The sequence below is a fragment of the Gordonia sp. JH63 genome (assembly GCF_009856645.1).
In the GTDB taxonomy this organism is placed as follows: domain Bacteria; phylum Actinomycetota; class Actinomycetes; order Mycobacteriales; family Mycobacteriaceae; genus Gordonia; species Gordonia hongkongensis.
On record NZ_CP047235.1, the window covers coordinates 3,403,151 to 3,428,320 of the forward strand.

25 protein-coding genes are annotated in these 25,170 nt (G+C 69.2%); 9 read left to right on the forward strand and 16 right to left on the reverse strand.

The annotated features are described in order from the left end of the window. Positions 1-62 precede the first annotated feature (62 nt). From GR168_RS15160 to GR168_RS15170, 3 genes are all read left to right on the forward strand, one after another. A complete protein-coding gene (locus tag GR168_RS15160) occupies positions 63-1,601 on the forward strand; it encodes a M28 family peptidase (RefSeq protein ID WP_159371105.1) in 1,539 nt (512 codons plus the stop codon). Positions 1,602-1,688: 87 nt separating this feature from the next. After that, positions 1,689-2,063 carry a metalloregulator ArsR/SmtB family transcription factor gene (locus GR168_RS15165; RefSeq protein WP_065631461.1) on the forward strand — a complete coding sequence of 125 codons (375 nt, stop codon included), beginning with the start codon at positions 1,689-1,691 and terminating at the stop codon, positions 2,061-2,063. Continuing rightward, positions 2,060-2,488 carry a Fur family transcriptional regulator gene (locus GR168_RS15170; RefSeq protein ID WP_159371106.1) on the forward strand — a complete coding sequence of 143 codons (429 nt, stop codon included), beginning with the start codon at positions 2,060-2,062 and terminating at the stop codon, positions 2,486-2,488. Before GR168_RS15165 ends, GR168_RS15170 begins: the two co-directional genes overlap by 4 nt. Positions 2,489-2,791: 303 nt before the next feature. On the opposite strand, the gene GR168_RS15175 is transcribed toward GR168_RS15170, so the two are convergent. The 14 genes from GR168_RS15175 to hrcA all read right to left on the reverse strand — a co-directional run bounded on the left by GR168_RS15175 (position 2,792) and on the right by hrcA (position 16,673). Then, positions 2,792-3,202 (reverse strand): hypothetical protein, encoded by a 411-nt coding sequence (locus tag GR168_RS15175; protein WP_058252075.1) that lies wholly within the window; start codon positions 3,200-3,202, stop codon positions 2,792-2,794. Continuing rightward, positions 3,199-4,020, reverse strand: a complete 822-nt coding sequence (locus tag GR168_RS15180) for an isoprenyl transferase (protein WP_058252076.1) — start codon at positions 4,018-4,020, stop codon at positions 3,199-3,201. Before GR168_RS15180 ends, GR168_RS15175 begins: the two co-directional genes overlap by 4 nt. Further along, complete coding sequence (recO, locus tag GR168_RS15185; RefSeq protein ID WP_055475472.1) at positions 4,001-4,804, reverse strand: DNA repair protein RecO; 804 nt, start codon at positions 4,802-4,804, stop codon at positions 4,001-4,003. Before recO ends, GR168_RS15180 begins: the two co-directional genes overlap by 20 nt. Positions 4,805-4,858: 54 nt before the next feature. Next, positions 4,859-6,718: a pyruvate kinase gene (locus GR168_RS15190; protein WP_203235861.1), complete on the reverse strand. Its 1,860-nt coding sequence runs from the start codon at positions 6,716-6,718 to the stop codon at positions 4,859-4,861. Between the two features lie 55 nt (positions 6,719-6,773). Beyond that, a complete protein-coding gene (locus GR168_RS15195; protein ID WP_065631466.1) occupies positions 6,774-8,186 on the reverse strand; it encodes a DUF3533 domain-containing protein in 1,413 nt (470 codons plus the stop codon). A 56-nt stretch (positions 8,187-8,242) separates the two neighbouring features. Further along, positions 8,243-9,154 (reverse strand): GTPase Era, encoded by a 912-nt coding sequence (gene era / locus GR168_RS15200; RefSeq protein WP_159371107.1) that lies wholly within the window; start codon positions 9,152-9,154, stop codon positions 8,243-8,245. Next, complete coding sequence (locus GR168_RS15205; RefSeq protein WP_159371108.1) at positions 9,147-9,491, reverse strand: cytidine deaminase; 345 nt, start codon at positions 9,489-9,491, stop codon at positions 9,147-9,149. The genes era and GR168_RS15205 overlap by 8 nt, the downstream gene beginning before the upstream one ends. Next, positions 9,488-10,912 carry a hemolysin family protein gene (locus tag GR168_RS15210; protein ID WP_159371109.1) on the reverse strand — a complete coding sequence of 475 codons (1,425 nt, stop codon included), beginning with the start codon at positions 10,910-10,912 and terminating at the stop codon, positions 9,488-9,490. Before GR168_RS15210 ends, GR168_RS15205 begins: the two co-directional genes overlap by 4 nt. Then, a complete protein-coding gene (gene ybeY, locus GR168_RS15215) occupies positions 10,909-11,496 on the reverse strand; it encodes an rRNA maturation RNase YbeY (RefSeq protein ID WP_159371110.1) in 588 nt (195 codons plus the stop codon). Before ybeY ends, GR168_RS15210 begins: the two co-directional genes overlap by 4 nt. Next, positions 11,493-12,575, reverse strand: coding sequence for a PhoH family protein (locus tag GR168_RS15220; RefSeq protein ID WP_055475523.1), 1,083 nt, complete (start codon positions 12,573-12,575; stop codon positions 11,493-11,495). The genes ybeY and GR168_RS15220 overlap by 4 nt, the downstream gene beginning before the upstream one ends. A gap of 138 nt (positions 12,576-12,713) precedes the next feature. Continuing rightward, positions 12,714-13,493 (reverse strand): alpha/beta hydrolase, encoded by a 780-nt coding sequence (locus GR168_RS15225; protein WP_159371111.1) that lies wholly within the window; start codon positions 13,491-13,493, stop codon positions 12,714-12,716. Next, positions 13,490-14,239 carry a 16S rRNA (uracil(1498)-N(3))-methyltransferase gene (locus GR168_RS15230; protein ID WP_159371946.1) on the reverse strand — a complete coding sequence of 250 codons (750 nt, stop codon included), beginning with the start codon at positions 14,237-14,239 and terminating at the stop codon, positions 13,490-13,492. The genes GR168_RS15225 and GR168_RS15230 overlap by 4 nt, the downstream gene beginning before the upstream one ends. A gap of 63 nt (positions 14,240-14,302) precedes the next feature. Further along, entirely contained in the window at positions 14,303-15,472 is a 1,170-nt protein-coding gene (gene dnaJ / locus GR168_RS15235) for a molecular chaperone DnaJ (RefSeq protein WP_055475479.1), read from the reverse strand. Positions 15,473-15,638: 166 nt separating this feature from the next. After that, positions 15,639-16,673: a heat-inducible transcriptional repressor HrcA gene (gene hrcA, locus GR168_RS15240; protein ID WP_055475525.1), complete on the reverse strand. Its 1,035-nt coding sequence runs from the start codon at positions 16,671-16,673 to the stop codon at positions 15,639-15,641. A 162-nt stretch (positions 16,674-16,835) separates the two neighbouring features. On the opposite strand from hrcA, the gene GR168_RS15245 reads away from it, so the two are divergent. Next, positions 16,836-17,294, forward strand: a complete 459-nt coding sequence (locus GR168_RS15245) for a type II toxin-antitoxin system VapB family antitoxin (RefSeq protein WP_159371112.1) — start codon at positions 16,836-16,838, stop codon at positions 17,292-17,294. Positions 17,295-17,313: 19 nt separating this feature from the next. Here the strand turns inward: GR168_RS15245 and hemW are convergent, their stop codons facing one another. Beyond that, positions 17,314-18,510 (reverse strand): radical SAM family heme chaperone HemW, encoded by a 1,197-nt coding sequence (gene hemW / locus GR168_RS15250; protein WP_159371113.1) that lies wholly within the window; start codon positions 18,508-18,510, stop codon positions 17,314-17,316. 368 nt (positions 18,511-18,878) lie between these two features. On the opposite strand from hemW, the gene GR168_RS15255 reads away from it, so the two are divergent. The 5 genes from GR168_RS15255 to GR168_RS15275 are packed head-to-tail and all read left to right on the forward strand — an operon-like array spanning position 18,879 to position 24,418. Further along, positions 18,879-20,642: a nitrite/sulfite reductase gene (locus tag GR168_RS15255; protein WP_159371114.1), complete on the forward strand. Its 1,764-nt coding sequence runs from the start codon at positions 18,879-18,881 to the stop codon at positions 20,640-20,642. Beyond that, entirely contained in the window at positions 20,639-21,418 is a 780-nt protein-coding gene (locus GR168_RS15260) for a phosphoadenylyl-sulfate reductase (RefSeq protein WP_055475483.1), read from the forward strand. Before GR168_RS15255 ends, GR168_RS15260 begins: the two co-directional genes overlap by 4 nt. Beyond that, a complete protein-coding gene (gene cysD, locus GR168_RS15265; RefSeq protein WP_203235862.1) occupies positions 21,400-22,389 on the forward strand; it encodes a sulfate adenylyltransferase subunit CysD in 990 nt (329 codons plus the stop codon). Before GR168_RS15260 ends, cysD begins: the two co-directional genes overlap by 19 nt. Next, a complete protein-coding gene (locus GR168_RS15270; protein ID WP_159371116.1) occupies positions 22,389-23,684 on the forward strand; it encodes a GTP-binding protein in 1,296 nt (431 codons plus the stop codon). The genes cysD and GR168_RS15270 overlap by 1 nt, the downstream gene beginning before the upstream one ends. After that, the gene (locus GR168_RS15275) at positions 23,681-24,418 is read left to right on the forward strand and encodes a CbiX/SirB N-terminal domain-containing protein (protein ID WP_159371117.1); all 738 of its coding nucleotides are present in this window, start codon (positions 23,681-23,683) and stop codon (positions 24,416-24,418) included. Before GR168_RS15270 ends, GR168_RS15275 begins: the two co-directional genes overlap by 4 nt. Positions 24,419-24,840: 422 nt before the next feature. On the opposite strand, the gene GR168_RS15280 is transcribed toward GR168_RS15275, so the two are convergent. Continuing rightward, entirely contained in the window at positions 24,841-25,041 is a 201-nt protein-coding gene (locus GR168_RS15280; RefSeq protein ID WP_055475487.1) for a hypothetical protein, read from the reverse strand. Between the last annotated feature and the right edge of the window lie 129 nt (positions 25,042-25,170).

The following is a 25,170-nucleotide window of genomic DNA, read 5'->3' on the forward strand; positions in this document are numbered from 1 at the left end:
CCACCGGCAACGGTGCACCCGTCGGACCCACATGCACGGACGGGAACTGCCAGAGTGGCAGGGTGATCGTTCGCATACGACGACGCGTCGGCGTCCCCCCATCGGCCCGCGGGCGTCGGCCGGTCCTCGCCTCGGCCGGCCTCGCACTGACACTGGCACTGGCCGTGGGGTGTTCGTCCGAGCAGCCCGCCGAGCCCGAGCGACCCTCGTCGGCGCCGGTGTCGACGCCCTCTCCCGAACCACCGATCGGCGAGGTCACCCCGGCCGCACTGGCCGAGGCCGTCACCCTCGACAACGTGATGGCCCACGTTCGCGCGCTGGCCCAGATCGCCGACAACCACGGCGGCAACCGTGCGGCCGGCACGCCCGGATACGACGCCTCGCTGGACTACGTCGCCGGGCTCCTCCGCACGGCGGGCTTCGACGTGACGACGCCGCCCGTCGAGTACGAGCGCTTCGACGCCGGGCCGGTCAGCCTCACCGCCGACGGCCTTAAGGTCGCCACCCGCGTCGTCGAGTATTCGGCCGGAACCGGCGACACCCCGGTCGCCGGGGCCCCGGTCGCCGTCAACGGTCTCGGCTGCGCGAGCACCGACTTTCCGGCCGCGACGCGTGGTGCGATCGCCGTCATCACCCGAGGTACCTGCACCTTCGCCGACAAGGCACGGAATGCGGAGTCGGCCGGCGCGGTCGGGGTCGTCATGGTCAACAACGAACCCGGCCCGCTCACCGGCGCCACCCTGGGGCCGGACGACCGTCCGGGGATCCCGGTCCTCGGCGTCGCGGGCGACGACGCCGAACGGGTGCGGTCGGCGCGATCGGTCGCGCTTGCGGTCGAGGCGAAGACCACCGGCATCACCACGCGCAACCTGATCGCCGAGACCCGGACGGGCACCGGCGACGACGTCGTCATGGCCGGCGCACACCTCGACAGCGTCGCCGAGGGACCCGGCATGAACGACAACGCCAGCGGCTCCGCGGCCGTGCTCGAGACGGCCCTGCGACTCGGGTCGTCGCCGCGGGTCCCGCACCGCGTGCGATTCGCGTTCTGGGGCGCGGAAGAGGACGGGCTCGTGGGCTCCACCGAGTACGTCCGGGGACTCGACCCGGCCGCACGTACGGCGGTGGCCCTCTACCTGAACTTCGACATGCTCGCCTCACCCAACGGCGGGTACTTCACCTACGACGGCGACGACTCCGAGCGTCAGGGAGCCGGCCCCGGCCCGGACGGCTCCGGGGGCATCGAGCGGACCTTCGAGAAGTTCTACGCCGATCGCAGCATCCCCCTCGCCCCCGACGACTTCGACGGCCGTTCCGATTACGGCCCGTTCATCGCAGTGGGCATCCCCTCCGGCGGGGTGTTCACCGGCGCGGAAACAAAGAAGGACGACGCGCAGGCGGACATGTGGGGCGGCCGGGCCGGAGAACCCTTCGACCCCGACTATCACACCGCGCGCGACACCCTCGACAACCTGAACACCGACCTGCTGGCCGTCAACTCGGCTGCGGTCGCGTCCGCGGTCGCGACCTACGCGTTGTCGACCGCAGGTGCGGACGGGGTCCCGCCGCCGGCCGAGCGCCGACGTGCAGACGAGGGCTGACCAGCGGCGACACCGGTGGCACGGATTGAAAACCATTTCCGATAGAATGGCCGGATCAGTGGCGCGAGCCAGGCGAGGAGGAGCGTGATGTCGACGCAACCGTTGGACGGGCCCGGACCGATCGAAGCGGCCGATGCCGCGGCGCGGGAAGCCGCCGCCGACCTCCTGCGCGCCCTCGCCTCCCCCACTCGCGTCGCCATCGTGCTGTCCCTGCGGGAGCGGGTGCAGTGCGTCCACGAACTCGTCGGGCACCTGGGCTTGAGTCAGCCACTGGTCAGCCAGCACCTGCGCGTGCTCAAGGACGCCGGTGTGGTGCGAGGCCAGCGCAACGGCCGCGAGATCACCTACGAACTCCTCGACGACCACGTCGCGCACATCGTCGGCGATGCGCTGATCCACGCGAACGAGACCACCGACGGCCGCGCCGTGCCGTCCGATGCGTCCCGGGCGGTGAACGAATGAGTGGCGTCGCCTCGGGCCCGCAGCCGGTCACCGGCATCCGGTCGACGCGCCAACGCGCCGCGATCGCCGACGCCCTGGCCGGCACCGAGGACTTCTGCTCCGCGCAGGAACTGCACGAGATCCTCAAGGCCCGGGGCGAATCCATCGGCCTGACGACGGTGTACCGCAATCTGCAGGCGCTGAGTCAGGCCGGCCAGATCGATGTCCTGTGGGACGGTTCCGGTGAGACCCGATACCGCCATTGTTCGTCGGGACACCACCACCATCTCGTGTGCCGGGAGTGCGGCACCACCGTCGAGGTCCAGGCCGAACCGGTCGAACGCTGGGCCGCAAAGATCGCCGCCCAGCACGGCTTCACCGACATCAACCACACCGTCGAGGTCTTCGGGCGCTGCGCGGACTGCCGGACCACCGAGAAGGACTGAGCGGGCGGAACGAGCCCGCCTCCGCTCCCCGATCCGAAAAACCGCAAACTACTGCTCCCTGAGGTGCGAGGAGCGAAAGCGACGAGCCACGAAGGGTCCTGGCGAGACACGTTGCGGCCCTTCGTGGCTCGCTTCGCTCGCACCTCAGGGAGCATTGGTCACGCTCAACGCCTCAGGGAGCATTGGTCGTGCTCAACGCTCTTCAGTCCTCAGGGAGCATAGGTCGCGCTCAACGCCTCAGGGAGCATTGGTCGTGCTCAACGCTTCTCAGTCCTCAGGGAGCGGGATCCGATGTCGCCAGACTCAGGCAGAAGCCGGGCCCACCAGCCGTTCGGCGGCGTCGACACCGGCGGCGAGGACGATGTGCAGGACCGTCAGCAGCGGCACGTCGTCGAGCTGGCTCGCCGGAAACGTGTAGTACTGCAACACATCTGTGGTGACCCCCGCACGGTCGGAGCGTCGGAGGCTGCCGAAGCTGAGCTGGGCGGCGCACGCCTCGACGTCGTCCCGGAGCGTCGGGGTGTTGGGCAGGTCCATCGCGACCATCTGCGTCAGAGCCAGCACGTCGAGCCCGTCGGCCAGCGTGAGCACGCGGATGGAGGCACGCGTCGGACCGACCTGCACGACGACGGAGTCGGCGTCGGGTCGGTCGACGGGACCGAGTTCGGCGACGATCTGCGCGGTCCGGTCGAGGAGCGCGGCGGCGTCGGTCACGACGGCTTCACCCCGCCGAATCGCCGGTCGCGCGAGGCGTATTCGAGACAGGCCGCCCACAGGTCACGCCGGTCGAAGTCCGGGAAGAGCTTCTCCTGGTAGACCATCTCGGCGTACGCCGACTGCCACAGCAGGAAGTTCGAGATCCGCTGCTCCCCCGACGGACGCAGGAACAGGTCGACGTCGGGCATGTCCGGCTCGTCCAGGTACCGCGCGAAGGTCGACTCCGAGATGCGCTCCGGGTCGATCTCGCCGCGCGCCGCGCGTCGCGCGATCTCCCGTGCGGCGTCGGCGATCTCGGCACGACCGCCGTAATTGACGCACATCGTGAGCGTCATGACGGTGTTGTCCCGGGTCATCTCCTCGGCGATCTCGAGTTCCCGGATCACGCTGCGCCACAACCGGGGTCGGCGTCCGGCCCAGCGCACCCGGACGCCCATCTCGTGCATCTCATCGCGTCGACGGCGGATGACGTCGCGGTTGAAGCCCATGAGGAACTTCACCTCGTCGGGGCTGCGCGACCAGTTCTCGGTGGAGAACGCGTAGGCGGAAAGCCAGCCGACCCCCAATTCGATACAGCCGCAGACGGTGTCCATCAACACGGCCTCGCCGCGCTTGTGCCCCTCGGTGCGCGGGAGCCCGCGATCGGTGGCCCAGCGCCCGTTCCCGTCCATCACCAGCGCCACGTGCTTGGGCACGAACTCGGCGGGGATCGCCGGGGGCCGGGCACCGCTCGGATGTGGATCGGGGGGACGGACATCCGTCCGGAGGCTCGCGGCCTTGCGTCCCTTCGCCGAACTACCCGGCCGCAACGCCATCGTCGACCCTCCTCACGCCCGTGTCCACACCCGTCTCCATCAGCCTATGAGGGGCGGTGCGTTCGATCAGCGGCAGGGTTCGGAGCTGGCGTTCCAGATGCCACTGCAGATGCGCGGCGGTGAGTCCGCTGGCCTGGCGACGCAGCGACGGCGTGGCGTCGACGACCTCATCCCACCGACCGCGGAACAGGGCTTCCATGAGGTCGAGCACGCCGGGCGAGGGGGTCGCCGATCCGGGTGGCCGGCACGGCAGACAGACGGCGCCGCCGGCGGCGACGTGGAAAGCGCGGTGGGGGCCGGGTGTCGCGCACCGCGCGCACTCCTCGAGCGCCGGCATCCAGCCCGCGCTGTACATCGCGCGCAGCAGGTAGGCGTCGAGGATCAGTTCTCGCGGCCGGCGGTCGTCGGCCAGCGCGGCCAGCGCCCCGACCGTCAGCCGGTGCAGCTGACGGGTGGGCGCTCGTTCCTCGCCTGCGAGCCGTTCGGCGGTCTCGAGGACCGCGCAGGCCGTGGTGTAGCGCCCGTAGTCGGCGACGATGGCGTCGGCGAAGGCGTGCAGGCTGTGGACCTGGGTGACCACGTCGAGGCTGCGGCCGGGATACAGATGTACGTCGATATGGGCGAAGGGTTCGAGCCGGGCGCCGAACTTCGACCGCGTCCGCCGCACGCCCTTGGCGACCGCGCGCACGAGACCGTGTTCGGCGGTGAGCAGCGTGATGATGCGGTCGGCTTCGCCCAGCTTGTGCTGGCGCAGCACGACGGCCTCATCCCGGTAGAACCTCACCGCGACATTCTCCCATCGGGTACCGACACGACGTGCCCCGACATGCCCGCCGGCCTACCCCGGATCGATGTCGAACGAGGTCAGCGGCCGCAGCAGCGCGCGCTTCTTCTCGACGTGACCACCCATCCGATCGAGGATCGACGTCAACGCCTCGATGGCCTCGACGATGTAGGGCCCCTTGTTCAGCATCACGCCCTCCGCACGCCGGCTCATCGCGGCGTCGGTGACCTCGGCCCGGGACGGCACGCCCTTCTTGGCCAGTCCGTCGAGCACCTGCGTCGCCCAGATGACCGGCACATGCGCGGCCTCACACAGCCAGAGGATCTCCTCCTGCACTTCGGCGAGCCGGCCGAACCCGACCTCGACGGCGAGGTCGCCGCGAGCGATCATGACCCCGACCGCGTCCCAGCGCATCGCCTCGAGCAGCATCTGCGGGAGCGACTCGAAGGCCGCCCGGGTCTCGATCTTCAGCACGATGCCCACATCGGACGCACCGCGACGGTTCAGTTCGCCGATGAGGTCGGCCACGTCCTCCGGCGACCGGACGAACGAGCAGTTCACCATGTCGGCATGTGCCGCGACGAACTCGAGGTCATCGCGGTCCGACGCGGTGAGCGCCGGGATGTGCAGTGTCGTGTCCGGGAGGTTGATGCCCTTCTCGGCGCGGAGTTTCGTCCCGTCCGGCGCGGCACGCTCGACGTCGACCACGATCTCGCCGTCGACCTTCTCCCGCACTCGCCCGGCGATCTTGCCGTCGTCGAACAACACCCGATGGCCCGCCTCGACGTCGTCGAAGGCGTCCCCGAGCTCACATCCGATCCGGTGCGGCCCGGTCCGGGTCGCCGGTGTCGGCGTGAGGTCGCGCTGCAACCGGATCTCGTCACCGGTGCGCGCGAGCAGATGCTGACGCTTCTCGGGCAGATCGTCGACGACGATCGGAGCGGCGTCGGCAGAGCCCGACAACCCGATCGGCGTACCCGTCTCGTAGTAGACGGTGCGATCGCATTCGACGTCGATCCCCGCCTCGGACACCGCGACCACCTCGAGTCGCCGTCGGCGACCACGAGCGTCCCGTAGGCGCAACCGGTCTCCCTGCACGACGTCGGCGAGTGCGCGTACCGGGATGACCGCGTCGATGCCGTCGGGCAGGCGTGCGCCGGGATCGAACGGTGCGGCACTGAGCCGCACCCGCGACCGCCGTTCGACGGTGCCATCGTCGGCGCGGACCGGTTTGACCTTGATCACCTTCGGTCCCGGTTCGAGCGGGCCGGTGCGCAACTTCGGACCGGCGAGATCCATCGCCACCCGCACCCGGCCGGGTAGAGCACGCACCGACTCGATCATCCGCGCCCACTCGGCCGGGCCGTCGTGTGCGCAGTTCACCCGCGCGACGTCCATTCCGGCGGCACCCATGGCGCGGACGAGGTCGGGGTCGTCGGCGGCCTGGGTCGGCATCGTGACCATCACACGGGTGGCCCGCTCGCCGTGCTCGTCACCGGGTCCGTCGACGATGGCGTCATCGCCGCCACCGGGATGCACGCGCCCGAGGAGCCGGTCGCGATTACGCGTCAGGGTCCGCACCCCGCCCGCGAGGTCACCCCAGATCGGATGCCGGGTGCGCCCCTCGACCAGGGCGTCCAGCGTCTCGATGACCGTCTCGATCCACGAATAGACGATCGACTCCATCCGGCCGAGACTCGACAGTCCGTGCGCGGACATCGACTCCTGCAGCGGACGCAGATCGCGGCGTCGCACCGCGACGTAGTGCACGAGGTTGCGGGCGCTGTCCCGGTGCTGGTCGGCGACCGCGGCGATGAGCGAGGCGGCCTGCTCCTCGGCGCGATCGAGGTCGTCCCGCAGTTCGTGCAGGGCCGAGGACAATTCGGGGATCGACATGACGACGGGGTTACCCATCCGGCCACCGTGTCAGACCCAGGTGAACGGTCGGGGCGAGGCGGCGCCGCGCGTGTCAGCCGGCGTTGACGATCTTGTCCAGCTTCGGCGGCAGCGTCATCCCACCCGGGTATCGGTGCCAGCCCTTGCGGTCGTAGAACTTGGTGCCGAGCAGACCGAGGAGCACGCCGACGAGCAAGCCGATGAAGCACTGGATGATCGATCGGCCCAACCCCGCCGACAGGTCGGCGTCGAAGTACAGGACCGCACGCACACCGAGGTAGATCACGTGCATCGGCTCGATCGCGGCGATCCACTCGAAGAGGCGGGGACTCGCCTCCAGCGGTAGCGTCCCGCCCGACGACGGCAGGCCGAACACCACGAAGAAGAGCAGATTGAACAGCAGACCGGGGTTGCCGAACACCGCCATCATGGCGCTGGCACTGACTCCGACGGCGAAGATGCCCAGCACCGAGAGCATCCAGAGGACGAAGCCGTTCGGGATCGACGTCCCGACCATCGCGCCGACGGCGATGAACAGGGTCGAGAGCACCACCGCGACCAGGAACATGATCGTCCACTTCGCCGCGAGCGTCGCCCACCGGCTGATCGCGAGCCGCTCGCGCAGCTGATAGAACGGCCCGTATTCGATGGGGGTCTGGCCGAGCATGCCGTCGACCACGATGCTGACCATCATCGCCCCGGTGAACCCGGCGAGGACGAGCAGCAGGGTCAGGTAGAACGCTGACAATCCGTTGCCCGCACCCTCGGGAAGCGGGGTCGGCTCGGACACCTCGACGGCCACCGGGCTCGCGAGCGCGAGCTGCGCCGCGCCGGTGAAGGTGATGTCGTTGCGCTCGAGCTGGGTACGGACCTGTTCGGTCAGCTGCGCGCCCACCTGCTCGTTGACCCGTTCACGGACCTGATCGGCGAGGGTGGTGGTGATCGACGACGCGAACGCCCCGGAGCCCCGGTTGATGAAGATGTCGATGGTCGGTTTCGCCGGTTCGGCGGTGAGGACCGTCGACCGGCCCAGCGCGACCGCCCGATTCGTGAAATTGGACCCGACGACGATGACGCCGTACACCTTGCCGCTGTTGAGTTCGGACAGCGCGGTCGAGCGATCGGTGCGGGTCACGACGATCCCATTCTGCGCCGCCGAGGAGATGATGCCCTCGGCGACCTGGTCACCGAAGTTCTGCGGTGTGGACTGTCCGTCGGCATTCTGCACCTCACCGCCCGCGTCCTCCTGCACCAGGGCGACGGGGAAGTCGTGGAGGTGGCGCTGCGGGTCGACGACCGCGGCCATGTACAGCCCGGCCATCAGCGAGAACATCACCGCGACGAGAGCCAACGGTGCCAGCCAGAAACGCGGCGATCCGAGGACGCCGGCGATGGTGCGACCGGTCGGCTGGTCGGTGTCGGGCGCCTCATGCGCTCCGCGGCCGGAATCGTCCCCCGGCTGTTGTGGCGATTCGTGCGTTCCCATCGGCGTACCTCCCCGCAGGCTGCCCCTGCCGGCGCCGGGCCGTCAGGAACACGCTGCTAGAAACCCAATCGACGCAACTGCTTGGGGTCGCGTTGCCAGTCCTTGGCGACCTTCACGTGCAGATCCAGGTACACCTTGGTGCCCAGCAGCCGCTCGATCTGTGCGCGGGCAACTGTACCGACCTCCTTCAGACGCGCGCCCTTGCGGCCGATGATGATGCCCTTCTGGCTGTCGCGTTCGACGAACAGCACGGCGTGGACGTCGACCATCGGCGGTAGGTCGGGGTCGCGGTCCTCACGATCGATGACCTCTTCGATGACGACGGCCAGCGAGTGCGGCAGCTCGTCGTGCACCCCCTCGAGCGCGGCCTCACGGATGAACTCCGCCATCAGCACCTGTTCGGGTTCGTCGGTGAGTTCGCCGTCCGGGTAGAACGCGGGGCCTTCCTCCATGAGGCTCACGAGCACGTCGGACAGCACGTCGAGCTGCTTGCCCGACTTCGCCGACACCGGGACGACCTCCGACTCCGGGCCGAGTACCTGCGACAGCGCGAGCAGCTGTTTGGCGACCTGCTCCGGCCCGACCCGGTCGATCTTGGTGACCACCCCGACGATCGTCGTGCGCGGAGCCATCTCGCGGACCTGCGAGATGATCCAGCGGTCACCGGGTCCGATCGCCTCGTCGGCCGGTATGCAGACACCGATGACGTCGACCTCGGAGTAGGTGTCGCGGACGAGGTCGTTGAGCCGCTGGCCGAGCAGGGTACGCGGGCGATGCAGACCCGGGGTGTCGACGAGGATCAGCTGGGCGTCGGGCCGGTTGACGATCCCGCGGATGGTGTGCCGGGTGGTCTGCGGACGATTCGAGGTGATCGCGATCTTCTCGCCGACCAGGGCGTTGGTGAGCGTGGACTTGCCGGTGTTGGGCCGGCCCACGAAACAGACGAAGCCCGAACGGAACTCAGGCATTCGCGCGCCCCAGCCGCTGCTGAGGACGACCCGCGGTGTCGGTGAGGACCGCGTACGCCTCGGGGCTGAGTTCGTGCAGGGTGTCCAGGCCCGGATCGTCGGGGTCACCGTTGACGACGACCGCCGCCTCGAAGGAGCGCGCCCCGCTCGAGAGCGCGGACGCCACCGCGACCTGCAGTCCGGTGAGGGTCAGGGTGCGGGTCCGCACGTCGGCCCCGGCGTAGGTGCGACCGTCGCCGTCCCGGACCGCCGCGCCCGAGGGCGACTCGGCGCGCGCCAGCGCACCTCGGGCGAGCACCACGAGCTTGCGATCCTCGTCGGAGAGGGTCTCGGTCACTGGTTCATCCTTGCTCTCGACTCGCCTGCGCGCTCCTGGCCGGCGGTGTCCGTGTCCTGGTCGTCGTGGTCGTTCCCCGTGGTGCGATCGGCGCGCCCCTGCGATCGACTCGACTGCCCGCCGTGCTCGTCGCGTCGGGAATCCTCGTCCGGGTCGGGGACCCGGGTGACCAGCACCGTGATGATGCGTTGGCGCCCTTGGCGATTGGGCCCACCCTCGGCCACCAGCTGCAGCCCGTGCGACTCGACCCGGGCGCCGGGCAGTGGCACCCGCCCCAGTTCCAGACCGACGAGTCCGCCGACCGTCTCGACCTCTTCCTCGGCGATCTCGACACCGAACAGCTCGCCGAGATCCTCCACCGGCAGTCGTGCCGACACCCGGTACGACCCGTCGCCCAGGTCTTCGACCGGTGCGAGTTCGTCGATGTCGTACTCGTCGGTGATCTCGCCGACGATCTCCTCCAGCACGTCCTCGATGGTCACCAGCCCGGCGATGCCGCCGTACTCGTCGACGAGCATCGCCATGTGGTTGCGCTCGCGCTGCATGTCGGCGAGGACCCGGTCCAGTGGCTTGGAGTCGGGGATGAACTCGGCCTCGCGCATCACGTCGACCACGCGGAGGGTCGTGGGATCGATCCGCTGGGCGACCGTGCGCGCCACCAGATCCTTGAGGTACACGATGCCCAGGACGTCGTCGGTGTTCTCCCCGATCACCGGGATCCGCGAATGTCCGGACCGCGTCGCGAGATTCGTGGCCTGCAGCGCGGTCTTGTCGGCCTCGATCCACACCATCTCCGGGCGCGGGACCATCACCTCGCGGGCACTGGTGTCGCCGAGGTCGAAGACCGACTGGATCATCCGGCGCTCGTCGGCCGCGACGACGCCCGAGGCCTCGGCGAGGTCGACGACCTCGCGCAACTCGACCTCGGTGGCGAACGGACCGTTGCGGAACCCGCGACCCGGGGTGAGGGCGTTGCCGATCAGGATCAACAGCCGGGTCAGCGGTTTGAGCAGCACGCCGAGCGCGAACAACAGGTACGACGACGACAGCGCGATCGTGTACGCGTGCTGCCGGCCGAGGGTGCGGGGGCCGACGCCGACGGCGACGTACGAGACGACCGTCATGGCGGCGATGGCCACCGCCAGTCCCCCGCCGACGCCGATCAGCTGCGTCGCGGCGACCGCGACGAGCGCGACGGCCGCGGTCTCGCACACGACTCGGAGCAGCACCACGAGGCCGACATAGGTCGCACGCGCCTCGAGGATGCCCGCCAGGCGGCGCGCCCCGGCGCGCCCTTCCCGGACCATGTCGTCGACCCGCGCGTTCGACACCGTCGACACCGCGGTGTCGACGGCCGCGAAGACGCCGCCCACCACGATCAACACGACTGCCGCCACGATGAACCAGTAGTCGGAGGTCACCCTCGGTCCTCCTCGGGCCGCGCCGGGGCACCGGGGGTCGGTGAACCGCCCTCGGCTCCGGTGAACCCGATGTTGGACAGCAGCCGGGAATCGCGGTCGGTCTGTCGTTGCTCCTGGGCGCGACGGTGACGGTCGGCGTAGAACGCGTCGAGGATGCGGTTCTGCAGTCCGAACATCTCGCGCTCCTCCTCCGGCTCGGCATGGTCGTAGCCGAGGAGGTGGAGCACTCCGTGGATGGTCAGCATGGCGAGCTCGTGCTCGAAGGACCGCTTGGCCTCGCGCGCCTGTTTCCGGGCGAAGTCCGGGCACAGCACGATGTCCCCGAGGATCGCCGGGCCCGGGTCGGTCGCATCCGGCCGGCCACCGGGCACCAGTTCGTCCATCGGGAAACTCATGACATCGGTCGGGCCCGGCAGGTCCATCCACTGGACGTGCATGTCGGCCATGGTGTCCTCGTCGACACACAGCACCGACAGCAACGCGGCCGGGTTCACGTCCATCGCGGTGACCGCGAAACGCGCGGCGTCGATGATCAACTCGGCCGGGACCTCGACCCCGGATTCGTTGGCCAGTTCGATGCTCATGAGCGACGACCCTGCGCCGCTGCCCGGCGTGCGGCGCGATTGCCGCCGATGGCCGTGTTGGGCAGACCCCGCTGCGCCTCCTCGGCCCGCCCGTAGGCGTCGACGATGTCGGCGACCAGGCGGTGCCGGACCACGTCCTGGCTGGTGAGGCGGGCGAAGTGGATGTCGTCGATGCCCTCGAGGATCTCCGACGCGGCGAGGAGACCGCTGCGGGCGCCGCCGGGCAGGTCCACCTGCGTTACGTCACCGGTCACGACGACCTTGGAACCGAAACCGAGGCGCGTGAGGAACATCTTCATCTGCTCGCTCGTGGTGTTCTGCGCCTCGTCGAGGATGATGAACGCGTCGTTCAGGGTGCGGCCGCGCATGTAGGCCAGCGGCGCGACCTCGATGACCCCGGCCGCCATCAGCTTCGGGATCGCGTCGGGGTCCATCATGTCGTGCAGCGCGTCGTACAGCGGGCGCAGGTACGGGTCGATCTTCTCGCTCAGCGTGCCCGGCAGGAAGCCGAGACGTTCGCCGGCCTCGACCGCCGGCCGCGTCAGGATGATGCGGTTGACCGACTTCGACTGCAGCGCCTGCACGGCCTTGGCCATCGCCAGATAGGTCTTGCCGGTGCCGGCCGGGCCCAGTCCGAACACGATGGTGTGCTCGTCGATCGCGTCGACATAGTGCTTCTGGTTGAGTGTCTTGGGCCGAATCGTCTTGCCGCGGCGCGACAGGATGTCCAGTGACAGCACATCGGCGGGCGATTCCTCGGTGCCGTCGGACAGCATCGAGACGCTGTGCCGGACGAGATCTGGTGTCAGCGGGGTTCCGCGCCCGACGAGGTCGACGAGTTCGGCGATGACGCGCTCGGACGCGGCTACCTCGGCGGGTTCACCGGTCAATGTCACCTGGTTGCCGCGGACGTGGATGTCGGCGGGCAGGAGCTGCTCGAGGGTACGCAGGTTGACGTCACTCGCGCCGAGCAGCCCGAACACGACTCCGGGAGAGACTTCGACAGTGGATGTGACCCCAGACCGGCGCGGCTGCGTACGGCTGGATTGCCCGCTCTGGTCGGGGTTGTCGTCACTCACGTATGAAATCACTCCTGGTGTTCTGGTCCGGATGGATGTTCGGTTCTGGATGCGGCGCCCCCGGACGACGCGGTCGCGGCGGCAGGGGTGTGGTCAGTGTATCGCGGTGCAACAGCCGATCAGCAGGCAATATTTCCGTCAGATCCCGAGCACGCGGATCGTCTGTCGCGTGCCGACGCTGCGCGGGTCGACGAAGGCGTCGTGCCCCTCACCGGGGACGACGATGAGTTCGGCGGACTGTCCGCGTGCGATCGCGGCGTCGACGTACCGGCGGCTGGACTCGACCGGGATCAGATCATCGGCGTCGCCGTGGATCGCGACGACGTGGGCGTCGACCACCGGCGCCAGCAATGGTGAGGCGTCGGAGTAGCGGCGCGGCGACTCGCTGAACGGCCGACCCATGAACGCCCGCACCGACTCCCGGTCCGCTGCGCCGACGGTGTCGAGCACGGCCGCCTGGGCGATCACGGTGGTGATGGTGGCCGTGGCGGTCCGGGCGCCGAGCTGACCGACGGCCCAGACCGCGAGCTGACCACCCGCGGAATGCCCGACGACCGCGGTCGAGGCGAAGTCGACAGCGCCGGGCGGGAGCAGGTCGCGGACGGGACCGTCCAGGGCACCGAGCGCGTCGAGGACATCCCGGCCGGTGTTCGGCCACCCGCCGCCCTCTTCACCCACCCGGCGGTACTCGATGTTCCACACCGCCGCCCCGCGTTCGGCGAGCATCCGGGCGATCGCGGTCTGGGTCGTCGACCCGAACTCGACAGACCAGGACCCGCCGTGGACAAGCACCACGAGCCGCGTCGGCGTCGCGGCGTCGAGCCCCTCGGAAGGCACGTACAGGTGCCCGAATTGGGAAGGCGCAGAGCCGTATTCGATCTTGGTCCGACGCACCGAACGGCGTCCGACGACACTCATCGGGCCCACCGGCGGGTGAGCACCCCGATCGCGCCGAGGGCCACTGCGGCGGCCGTCGACGTACGCAACACCTCGGGGCCGAGCACGACCGAGTTCGCACCGAGCGCGGTCAGGTCGGCGACCTCGCCGGCGTCGAGTCCGCCCTCGGGCCCGACCACGAGCAGGATCTCGGTGGCGTCGGCGAGGGGTAGCCGGGCCAGGGGTTGCGCGGCTTCCTCGTGCAGGACGGCGACGACCCCTCCCCGCGCCACGGCGTCCGCGCAGCGGGCCCGGACGTCGATGGTGGTCGCGAGGTCGGTGATCTCCGGAATCCATGGTCGACGGCTCTGTTTGGCAGCTGCCGAGGCCGCGGCCCGCCATTTGGCCACGCCCTTGTCCGCCTTGCCCGTCCACCGCGACACGCACCGCAGCGCCTGCCACGGCACGATGACGTCGGCGCCGGCCTCGGTGGCGAGGTCGACCGCGAGCTCGGACCGCTCCGACTTCGGGAGCGCCTGCACCACGGTCACCTGCGGGGTCGGGCGAGCCTCGAACGCGAGGTCGTGGACGGTCGCCACCAGTGTGTCCTTGGCGGTGATCTCCCGGATCTCGCAACCGCCGACCGAGCCGGCGCCGTCGCCGACGAGGATCCGTTCGCCGACGCCCAGCCGGGCGACGGTGACCGCGTGACGACCCTCGGCGCCGCTCAGGATCAGGTCAGCGCCGGGCGCGGGCACGGAGTCCGCCCAGAACAGCGGTGGACTCACCGCGTACCCGCCGTCCCGAACTCGCACATCCACTCGGAGATCGCCGCCGCGGACACCAGGTGCCTATTTCCCGGCGAACGCGTTGCGCAGCCGCGAGAAGAGGCCGCCGGGCGCCGCGGCCGCCGAGGTGTTGACGACCTCGATCTCGTCGGCGGCGATCTTGCGGTACTTCTTCAGTGCTTCGGTCTGCGCCGCATCGAGTCTGGTCGGTACGACGACGTCGAGGTGGACGTGCATGGTGCCGCGCACACCGGAACTGACGTGCGGCATGCCCTGCCCGCGGAGCTTCACGATCTGGCCCGGCTGCGTGCCGGGCGCGACCGTCACGGTGACCGGGTCGCCGAGAATCGTCTCCACCTCGAACTCGGCGCCGAGCGCGGCGTCGGCCATCGGGACCTTGACGGTGCAGTGCAGGTCGTCCTTGTCGCGCAAGAACACCTCGTGCGGCCGTTCGGCGACCTCGACGTACAGATCACCGGCCGGGCCGCCGCCGAGACCCACCTCACCCTGACCGGTGAGGCGGACACGCATGCCGTTCTCGATCCCGGCGGGGATGCGCACGGTCATCGTGCGTCGCGAGCGGTAGCGTCCGTCGCCGCCGCACTTGTGGCAGGGGTCGGGGATGACTTCGCCGACGCCGTGGCAGGTCGGGCACTCGCGCACGGTCATGACCTGCCCCAGGAAGGAGCGCTGCACCGACTGGATCTCCCCGGCGCCCTTACAGATGTCGCAGGTGACCGGCTTGCTGTCACCGTTGGTGCCCGAGCCGGTACACACGTCGCAGAGGATCGCGGTGTCGACGGTGATCTCCTTGGCGACACCCTTGGCGCACTCGGCGAGATCCAGGGTCACGTTCACCAGTGCCGGCTCACCCGGCTGGACACGGGACTTGGGTCCGCGGCCCGAGCCGAATCCCCCGCCACCGCCGCCGAAGGCACCGCCGTTGCCGAAGAACGCCTCGAAGACGTCCCCGAATCCACCGCCGCCGCCACCGAAACCGCCGAAGCCGCCTGCACCCGCGCCGGCCAGCGGATCACCGCCGGCATCGACGATGCGACGCTTCTCCGGATCGGTCAGCACCTCGTAGGCGGTGCTGACCTCTTTGAACTCGTCTTCTTTGCCCGGGTTGACGTCGGGGTGCAGCTCCCGCGCCTTCTTGCGGTAGGCGCGCTTGAGCTCCTGATCACTGGCGCCCTTCGCCACTCCCAGGATTGCGTAGTAGTCACGTGCCACGGTTGTAGTGATCCTTCGGTCTCAGTTGGTGCCTGGCGGCGGGTGCTCTCACGTTCGCGCGACGCGCGGGTGGACCGGCCGTCCCCACCGTCGTCCCGGCTCGGTGTCGCGAGCGGCCGCCGTCGACGCTGCGGTATGCCCGACAGCGGTCATGGAAAAACAGCGATCATCGTTCGGCGAGCACCTCGCCGATGTACTTGGCAACGGCCGCCACCGAGGCGATGGTTCCCGGATAGTCCATCCGTGTGGGGCCGAGCACACCGACGCCGCCGAACACGGTTCCCGAAGCACCGTACCCTGTCGACACGACCGAGGTCCCACGCAGGTTCTCGGTCCGGGTCTCCTCGCCGATCTGCACCGTGACCTGGCCCATGTCCTGGGTCGTCGCCAAGATCTTGAGCACCACCACCTGCTCCTCGAGCGCCTCGAGAACGGTGTCCATCCCGCCGACGACGGGGGTGAAGTCGGCCGCCGACCGCGCGAGGTTCGACGTGCCGCCCAGCACCAGCCGATCGTCACCGCGTTCGACGAGGGTCTCCACCAGCACGGTGGCGATGTTGAGGACCGCACCGCGCAGATCCTCGGGCGCGGAGTTGGCGAGCTCGGCGACCGCGGCCGACGCGGCTTCGAGCCGTTTGCCGTGCAGTGCGGCCGAGAACAGATCGCGCAACCGGGCGATCTCGTCCTCATCGTGGTCTTCGCTCAGCGCCACCATGCGCTGTTCGACCCGGCCGTTGTCGACGATGACGACCAGCAGCAGGCGCGACGGGGACAGCGTGACGACCTCGAGGTGGCGCACGGTAGCCGCCGACAGCACCGGGTACTGGATGACCGCGACCTGTCGCGTCAGCTGGGCGAGGAGCCGCACCGACCGCCGGAGCACGTCGTCGAGGTCGACACCCGAGTCGAGCACCGAGAGGATCGCGCGGCGCTCGGCGGCCGACAGCGGCTTGATCTCGCTGATCCGATCGACGAACATCCGGTAGCCCTTGTCGGTGGGCACCCGGCCGGAGCTGGTGTGCGGCTGGGTGATGTATCCCTCTGCCTCCAGGACCGCCATGTCGTTGCGGACGGTGGCACTCGACACCCCCAGCTGGTGTCGCTCCACGAGCGCCTTCGAACCGATCGGTTCCTGCGTGTCGACGTAGTCGGTCACGATCGCACGCAAGATCTCGAAGCGACGATCATCGGTGGTAGACACGCGGCACACCTCCTGACTCGGGTCCCTGCCATACAGTTGGGTGCGTTCCATAGTACGAAATGGGATCGCGATCACCGTGCCACGGCGTGGTGTCGCGCACTGACCGTCGACGCGTCGTCGCAGATCAGCAATCGTCGAGGCACGGGCGTCGGAGGAGTTCGCATGATCTTCAAGGGGGTGCGGGAGGGCAAGCCCTATCCCGACCACGGGCTGTCGACGCGTGGCTGGGCCAAGATCCCGCCGCGGCAACTCCGGCTCGACCAGCTGACGCCGATCACCAAGGTCCTCGCCTTGGACAAGCTCCTCAGCGAGGACTCCACCTTCTACGGCGACCTGTTCGCCCACGTCGTGCGGTGGGAGGGCGAGCTCTATCTGGAGGACGGCCTGCATCGCGCCGTCCGGTCGGCATTGCGCAACCGCCACATCATCCACGCCCGCACCCTCGATCTCGACGCGCTGGACCTGTCCGACGCGGCCAAACCCCTCGACGAGCAACTCGAGGACACCGCCGAGATCCCGGCACGCCGGCCCCCGGCCACACCCGACGGCCCCGGTGCGCATCGACGCGGCGCGCGATCGACGGGCTGGACGAGTCCGCCTCGCCCCGATCAGAGCTGGTAGGCCGACAACCGGCCCCGCGTCAGCCCCAGAGCACGCGGCGGATCACGCCGTCGGCCAGCAACCGACCCGCGGCGGTGAGCACGTAGGCGTCGTCGGCCGCGGTGAGCAGTCCGTCGGCCCGGAGCTGTTCGGCATGCGCGGTCTCGGCGTCGTCGAGGAGATCGCGCGGCAGTCCGCTGCGGCATCGGGTGGTCAGCATGACGGCCTCGAGGTGCCGATCCTCGGGGGTCAGCTGTTCTGCCGAAGCGATCGGCAAGACCCCGTCCCCCAGCGACTTCGCGTAGCGCGCGGGATGTTTGGCGTTCAGCCAGCGCACGCCGGCGACGTGGGAATGCGCCCCCGGACCGATGCCCCACCAGTCGTGGCTGTGCCAGTAGGCGATGTTGTGACGACACACCGATTTCTCGCCGCGCGCCCAGTTCGACACCTCGTACCAGTCGAGTCCGTCCGCACGCAGACGACGGTCGAGGATCTGATAGCGGTCGGCAAGGACGTCGTCGTCGGGTGCTGGCATCTCCCCGCGCCGGATGCGGCGGGCGAGCGCGGTGCCGTCCTCGACGATCAGCGCGTAGGCCGACACATGGTCGACCCCGGCGTCGAGCACCGCATCAACGGTGGCGTGCAGGTCGGCGTCGGTCTCGCCGGGCGTGCCGTAGATCAGGTCGAGGTTGACGTGGTCGAACCCGGCCGCTCGTGCCTCCCTGGCGGCCGCAACCGCCCGACCCGGGGTGTGCGTGCGATCGAGCAGCCGGAGCACGTGTGCGGCGGCCGACTGCATGCCGAGCGAGATGCGGGTGAAACCGGCGGAGCGGAGGTCGTCGAAGAACTCCGGCGAGGTCGACTCCGGATTCGACTCGGTGGTGATCTCGACGTCGTCGGACAGGTCGAAGTGGACCGGGACGGCGTCGAGGAGTCGTGTGAGGCCGTCGCCGCCGAGCAGCGACGGCGTGCCCCCGCCGACGAAGATCGTCGAGACCGGCCGGCCGGGGGCCAGCATCCGCGACGCCGCCTCGAGTTCGCGGGCGACCGCGTGCTGCCACGATTCCGGCGACGACGAACCGAGTTCGCCCGCCGTATAGGTGTTGAAGTCGCAGTACCCACACCGGGTCGCGCAGAACGGGACGTGCAGGTACAGCGCGAGTGGTACGTCCGTGTCGACCTCGCGGCACGCAGCGGCGACCAGGTCGGCTGCGATGGTGGTGGTGTCGACGTTCACCGTTCCATGATGCCGATCGCGGCGACGTGGAAGGAAATCGTCGCCCCCATCGGGAACAGCGCAGTACTCGACGGCGTTGTGCGGCGCAGGCAGGCGTGGAGGCCGGCCTGGTTTCCATCATCATGATGGAAAATAACCCCAAGTAGACGAGCCGATAGGGAGCGTGGCACTATGGACCGCGTGATTTTCCCCGGGGTGTGGCTCGCAGCTCGCCGCCACATTGATCTCAAGCGCGTCAACAGCGCTTTCTGTCGCATCTAGCGACGTCTCGGCCCCGATTTGTCCCCGATTCCCTGGGGATGCCGGCACGTTTCAGCCCGTAACTCGTGCAACGAACGCCGGCCCTGTGCGCCGGCACAGGAGAGTTCATGACGTCCACCACCGACGCCCCCGCCGCTTCCGGTCCGGGTGCACCGAACGACGCTGCCGCTGCAGAGCCGGCCGCCGCGAAGCCCGCGCGCCCGGCCCGCAAGGCCCGTCCGACCAAGCGCCGCGCCGAGGGTCAGTGGAAGCTCGGTTATCGCGAGCCGCTGAACCCGAACGAGCAGGTCAAGAAGGACGACAACCCGCTCAACGTGCGTGCGCGCATCGAGAACATCTATTCCAAGCAGGGTTTCGACTCGATCGACAAACAGGACCTGCGCGGCCGGATGCGCTGGTGGGGTCTCTACACCCAGCGCGCCGAGGGTTACGACGGCACCTGGACCGGCGACGAGAACATCGACATCCTCGAAGACAGCCACTTCATGATGCGGGTGCGCTGCGACGGCGGTGCGCTCAACGTCGCTCAGCTGCGCACCCTCGGTGAGATCTCCACCGAGTTCGCCCGCGACACCGCCGACCTCTCCGACCGGGAGAACGTCCAGTACCACTGGATCCGCATCGAAGACGTCCCGACCATCTGGGAGCGCCTCGCGGGCGTGGGGCTGCAGACCACCGAGGCCTGCGGCGACTGCCCCCGCGTCGTGCTGGGTTCGCCGCTCGCCGGCGAGTCCCTCGACGAGGTCCTCGACCCCACCCCGGCCATCGACGAGATCGTGCGCCGCTACATCGGCGACCCGAAGTACTCGAACCTGCCGCGCAAGTTCAAGACCGCGATCTCGGGCCAGCAGGACGTGGTCCACGAGATCAACGACGTCGCGTTCGTCGGCGTCGTGCATCCCGAGCACGGCCCCGGACTCGACCTCTGGGTCGGCGGCGGACTGTCCACCAACCCGATGCTCGCCCAGCGCGTCGGCGCCTGGGTGCCGCTCGACGAGGTGCCCGACGTCTGGGAGGCCGTGGTCTCGATCTTCCGCGACTACGGGTACCGGCGTCTGCGCGCCAAGGCGCGGCTGAAGTTCCTCATCAAGGACTGGGGCATCGAGAAGTTCCGCCAGGTGCTCGAGGACGAATACCTGGGGCGCAAGCTGATCGACGGCCCGGCGCCGGAGAAGCCCGAGCGCCCGATCGACCACATCGGTGTGCAGAAGCTGCGTAACGGCCTCAACGCGGTCGGCTTCTCCCCCATCGCCGGTCGCGTCTCTGGCACGATCCTGACCAAAGCGGCCGACGCGGTCGCCGCGGCCGGTTCCGACCGTGTGCGCTTCACCCCGTACCAGAAGCTGATCGTCCTCGACGTCCCCGACGACAAGGTCGAGTGGCTGATCGACGAGCTCAAGCCGCTCGGCCTGCACGGCCGGCCCACGCGGTGGCGCCGGAACCTGCTGGCGTGCAGCGGCATCGAGTTCTGCAAGCTGTCGTTCACCGAGACCCGCAAGCGTTCGCAGGTCCTCGCCCCGGAGCTGGACGAGCGGCTCGCGGACATCAACGCGCAGCTCGACGTGCCGATCACGGTGAACATCAACGGCTGCCCCAACTCGTGCGGACGGTCGCAGATCGCCGACATCGGCTTCAAGGGACAGCTCGTCGAGGACGCCGACGGCAACCAGACCGACGGCTTCCAGGTCCACCTCGGCGGCAGCCTGGGCCTGGACTCGGGTTTCGGTCGCAAGTTGCGCCAGCACAAGGTGCTGGGCACCGAACTGGGCGACTACATCGAACGCGTGGTCCGCAACTTCGTCGACCAGCGCGAAGAGGGTGAACGGTTCGCGCAGTGGGCCGTTCGTGCCGATGAGGAGGCGCTGCGATGACCATCGAGACCACCACCCGTACGGGCCGGCGCTTCAGCGAGGACCAGCTGCGGGACATTGCCGAGAAGGGTGCTGCAGACCTCGGTTCCGACGCCACCCCGGAGGAATTGATCCGCTGGACCGCGCAGACCTTCGGCACCAACTTCGTCGTCGCGTCCAACATGCAGGACGCGGCCCTGGTCGACCTCGCGGTGAAGAACATCGACCGTGAGCTCCTCGACGGCGACCCCGTCAAGGTGCTCTTCCTCGACACCGGATACCACTTCGCCGAGACCATCGGCACCCGCGACGCCGTCGAGCAGGTCTATAACCATTCTGCCCCTCGCTTCGCTCGACCGGGCGTGGAGATGGTGAACCTGACCCCCGAGCACAGCGTCGCCGAGCAGGACGAGCTGTTGGGGCGCAACCTCTTCGCGCGCGACCCGGGCGAATGCTGCCGACTGCGGAAGGTCGTGCCGCTCAAGGCCGGGCTCGCCGGGTACGACGCGTGGATCACGGGCATCCGTCGTGTGGAGGCACCGACTCGGGCCAACGCCCCGCTCATCTCCTTCGACGAGGGCTTCGGACTGGTCAAGATCAATCCGATCGCGGCCTGGTCCGACGAGACGATGCAGGACTACATCGACACCAACGGCGTGCTGGTGAATCCGCTCGTCGACGAGGGATACCCCTCGATCGGGTGCGCACCGTGCACCGCCAAACCCGAACCCGGATCCGATCCGCGCAGCGGCCGCTGGGCCGGTCGCGCCAAGACAGAATGTGGGCTGCACGCATGACCGTGACCGAAACACCGTCCGTTCCGGCGACGAGCGGAGCCGCCGCTGCCCAGACGAGCGGCGCCGCCGCGGAGGCCGACGAGTTCACCACACTCGACGCCCTGGAGTCCGAGGCGATCCACATCTTCCGCGAGGTCGCGGGCGAGTTCGAGCGGCCGGTGATCCTGTTCTCCGGCGGCAAGGACTCCACCGTGCTCCTGCACGTCGCGCTCAAGGCGTTCTGGCCTGCGCCACTGCCCTTCTCGCTGCTGCACGTCGACACCGGGCACAACCTGCCCGAGGTCCTCGAGTTCCGTGACCAGGTCGTGGAACGGCACAACCTGCGGCTGCACGTGGCCAAGGTGGAGGACTACCTCGCCGACGGCCGGCTCACCGAGCGCCCCGACGGGGTCCGCAACCCGCTGCAGACCATCCCCCTGCTCGACGCGATCACCGAGAACCGTTTCGACGCGGTGTTCGGCGGCGGTCGCCGCGACGAGGAGCGGTCCCGCGCCAAGGAGCGGATCTTCTCGCTGCGCAACGCCTTCGGCCAGTGGGACCCGAAGCGACAGCGCCCCGAGCTGTGGAACCTCTACAACGGCCGCCACGCCCCGGGTGAGCACGTGCGGGTGTTCCCGCTGTCGAACTGGACCGAGCTCGACATCTGGCGCTACATCGCTCGCGAGCAGGTGCTCCTCCCGTCGATCTACTACGCCCACGAGCGCGAGGTCTACCAGCGCGACGGCATGTGGATGACCTCGGGAGTCTGGGGCGGTCCCCGCGAAGGCGAAGAGGTGCAGCGACTCTCGGTGCGCTACCGCACCGTCGGCGACGGCTCCTCGACCGGCGCGGTCCTCTCCGACGCCACGGACAACGAGGCCGTGCTCGCCGAGGTCGCCGCGTCGCGGCTGACCGAGCGTGGCGCCACCCGTGGCGACGACCGGGTCTCCGAGGCCGCCATGGAAGACCGTAAGCGCGAAGGATATTTCTGATGAAGCACGCTCCTGATCTCCTGCGCATCGCGACCGCGGGCAGCGTCGACGACGGCAAGTCCACGCTCGTGGGCCGCCTGCTGTACGACACGAAATCCGTTCTGGCCGACCAGATCGACGCGGTCACGAAGGCGTCGGTGGACCGCGGTCTCGACACCCCGGACCTGTCGCTGCTCGTCGACGGGCTGCGGGCCGAGCGCGAACAGGGCATCACCATCGATGTCGCCTACCGCTACTTCGCCACTCCCGCGCGCTCGTTCGTGCTCGCCGACACCCCCGGGCACGTCCAGTACACCCGCAACACGGTGTCGGGTGCGTCGACTGCGCAACTGGTGATCCTGCTCGTCGACGCCCGCACCGGCGTCGTCGCCCAGACCCGCCGCCACGCCGCGGTGATGGCCCTGCTCGGCGTGCCCCAGCTGGTGCTCGCGGTCAACAAGATCGACCTCGTCACCGATCAGGCGTCGGTGTTCGCCGAGATCTCCGCTGAATTCGCCGAACTCACCCGGTCGCTGGGCTGGTCCGACGAGCAGGTCACCGCGATCCCGGTGTCGGCGCTGCACGGCGACAACGTGGCCCACCGCTCGGAGACCACCGCCTTCTACGACGGGCCGACACTCATCGAGCATCTCGAGACCGTGCCCAATCTGGTGGAGCGCAACGACGTCGGCCTGCGGTTCCCGGTCCAGTACGTCATCCGCCCGCGCACGCCGGAACACCCCGACTACCGCGGTTACGCGGGTCAGATCGCCGCCGGCCGGGTCTCCGTCGGCGACGAGGTGGTCGTCCTGCCGTCGGGGCAGCGGACCACCGTCAGCCAGATCGACACCGCCGACGGCGAATTGCCCACCGCGCACACCGGACGCAGTGTCACGATCCTGCTGGCAGACGACGTCGACATCTCGCGTGGCGACCTCATCGCCGCCGCCGCCGACGCCCCGGAACCGTTGCAACAGTTCGTCGCAACGGTCTGCTGGCTCGCCGAGAAACCGCTCCGCCCAGGCGCTCGCCTACTCCTCAAGCACGGCACCAAGACCACCCAGGCGATCGTCGGTGCGCTCGACGCGCTGTTCGACGAGCAGAACCTCGCCCTGATGGAGGCTCCGGAGTCGGTGGAGCTCAACCAGATCGTGCGGATCTCGGTGCAGACCGCCGAGCCGATCCCGGCCGACGATTACCAGGTCAACCGGGAGTCGGGCAGCTTCCTGCTCATCGACCCGCAGGGCGGGAACACGCTGGCCGCGGGCCTCGTGGGCGACGCCTTGGCGCCGCTCCATCTCAAAGAGTTGGTGTGACACCGACTCTCGTCCTCGCCGCACACGGCAGTCGCGATCCGCGCTTCGGCGCGACCGCGCGCCGTGTGCGGAACGCCGTCGCGTCGAGCCTGCCCGGTGTCGAGGTGGTGCTCTCCTATCTCGACCTCGACGAGCCACTCGTGGGCGACGTTCTCGGACGGCTGAGCGGGTCGGATTCGCCGCACCACGGTCCGGTCGTCGTACCGATGCTGCTGTCGGCGGGGTATCACCACAAGATCGACCTACCGTCGATCATCGCGTCGCGACGACCGACCGCCCGGCAGACCGACGTCATGGGAACCCGGTCGTTGGCCGGGGCACTGTCGGACCGTCTGATCGAGGCCGGCCTCGGCCCGCACGACGGTGTGATCCTGTCCGCGGTCGGGTCCTCCGACCCGGCCGCCGATCGTTCGGTGCGCCTACGGGCGATCGAACTCTCGACACGGCTCCACCGGCCGGTCGAGGTGGTCTTCGCGACCAAGCTGGGGCCGCACAATCGCGCCGTCGTCTCGGCCGTGCGCCGACTCCGCGCCGGCGGTGCCCGACGTATCGCGGTGAGTCCGTACTTCCTGTCGGCCGGACTGCTCACCGAGCGGGTCGAGTCGGTTCTCGACGCCCTGGTCGACGACACCCTCGTCGCCGGTCCCCTCGGCACCCATCCGGACGTCATCGAGGCGATCGGGTCGCTCTACCGCACGGCGGCGGATCAACGAGCTGTCCCCGCCGGACATTGAACCGTCAGTTCGCCGCGCTGTGGGTCCCTAGGGAAACCCACAACCCCTGCTCCCTAATGCGGAAAGAAGCGACCCCCATTGCTCCCTGAGGTGCGAGGAGCGATAGCGACGAAGCCACGAAGGGTCTGGCGACCGGGGTTGCGAAGACCCTTCGTGACGCTCGCAAGCTCGCTCCTCAGGGAGCAGTAAAGTGGGCGCACCCTAAGGCGCAGCGAGTTCGTCATACTGCGCAGGGGCCGCAACACCACCCGCTCCCTGAGGAGGCCCGGAGCCTGCGGAGGGCCGTCACGAAGGGTTGCCGAACCCACAGATCAACCGGTGACGACCAGCTTGGGACGCTCAGCCCGTGACAAGCCAGGCGATGATGACCAGGACCAGCAGCGCCAGCAGCGCGAAGGTGACCGGCGAGCGCAGTATCTTCTTCACAATCCGGTCCCGTCGTCGTCGGCGAAGCGGCGTCGGTCGACCAGCGTGGCAGCGGCGTCGACCAGCAGACTGAGCACGTAGGCGATGAGGATCGCCACCGGGATCACGACGGCGACGGTCACCAGCAACTGGGGCACGAAGGACAGGCCCGTGAGCCACTCCTCCACGCTGTCCCACCAGTCGAAGAACGCCGACACCTCATCACCCCGTCATCCGTGCATCCGTTCCCGCGGGCAGCCGTATATCCGTCCGCGGCATCTGCGTCACTCCGAGTCCGTGATCACCGCCACTGTCTCGCTCACGGGAGCCGAGTGGCGTCGGCGAGA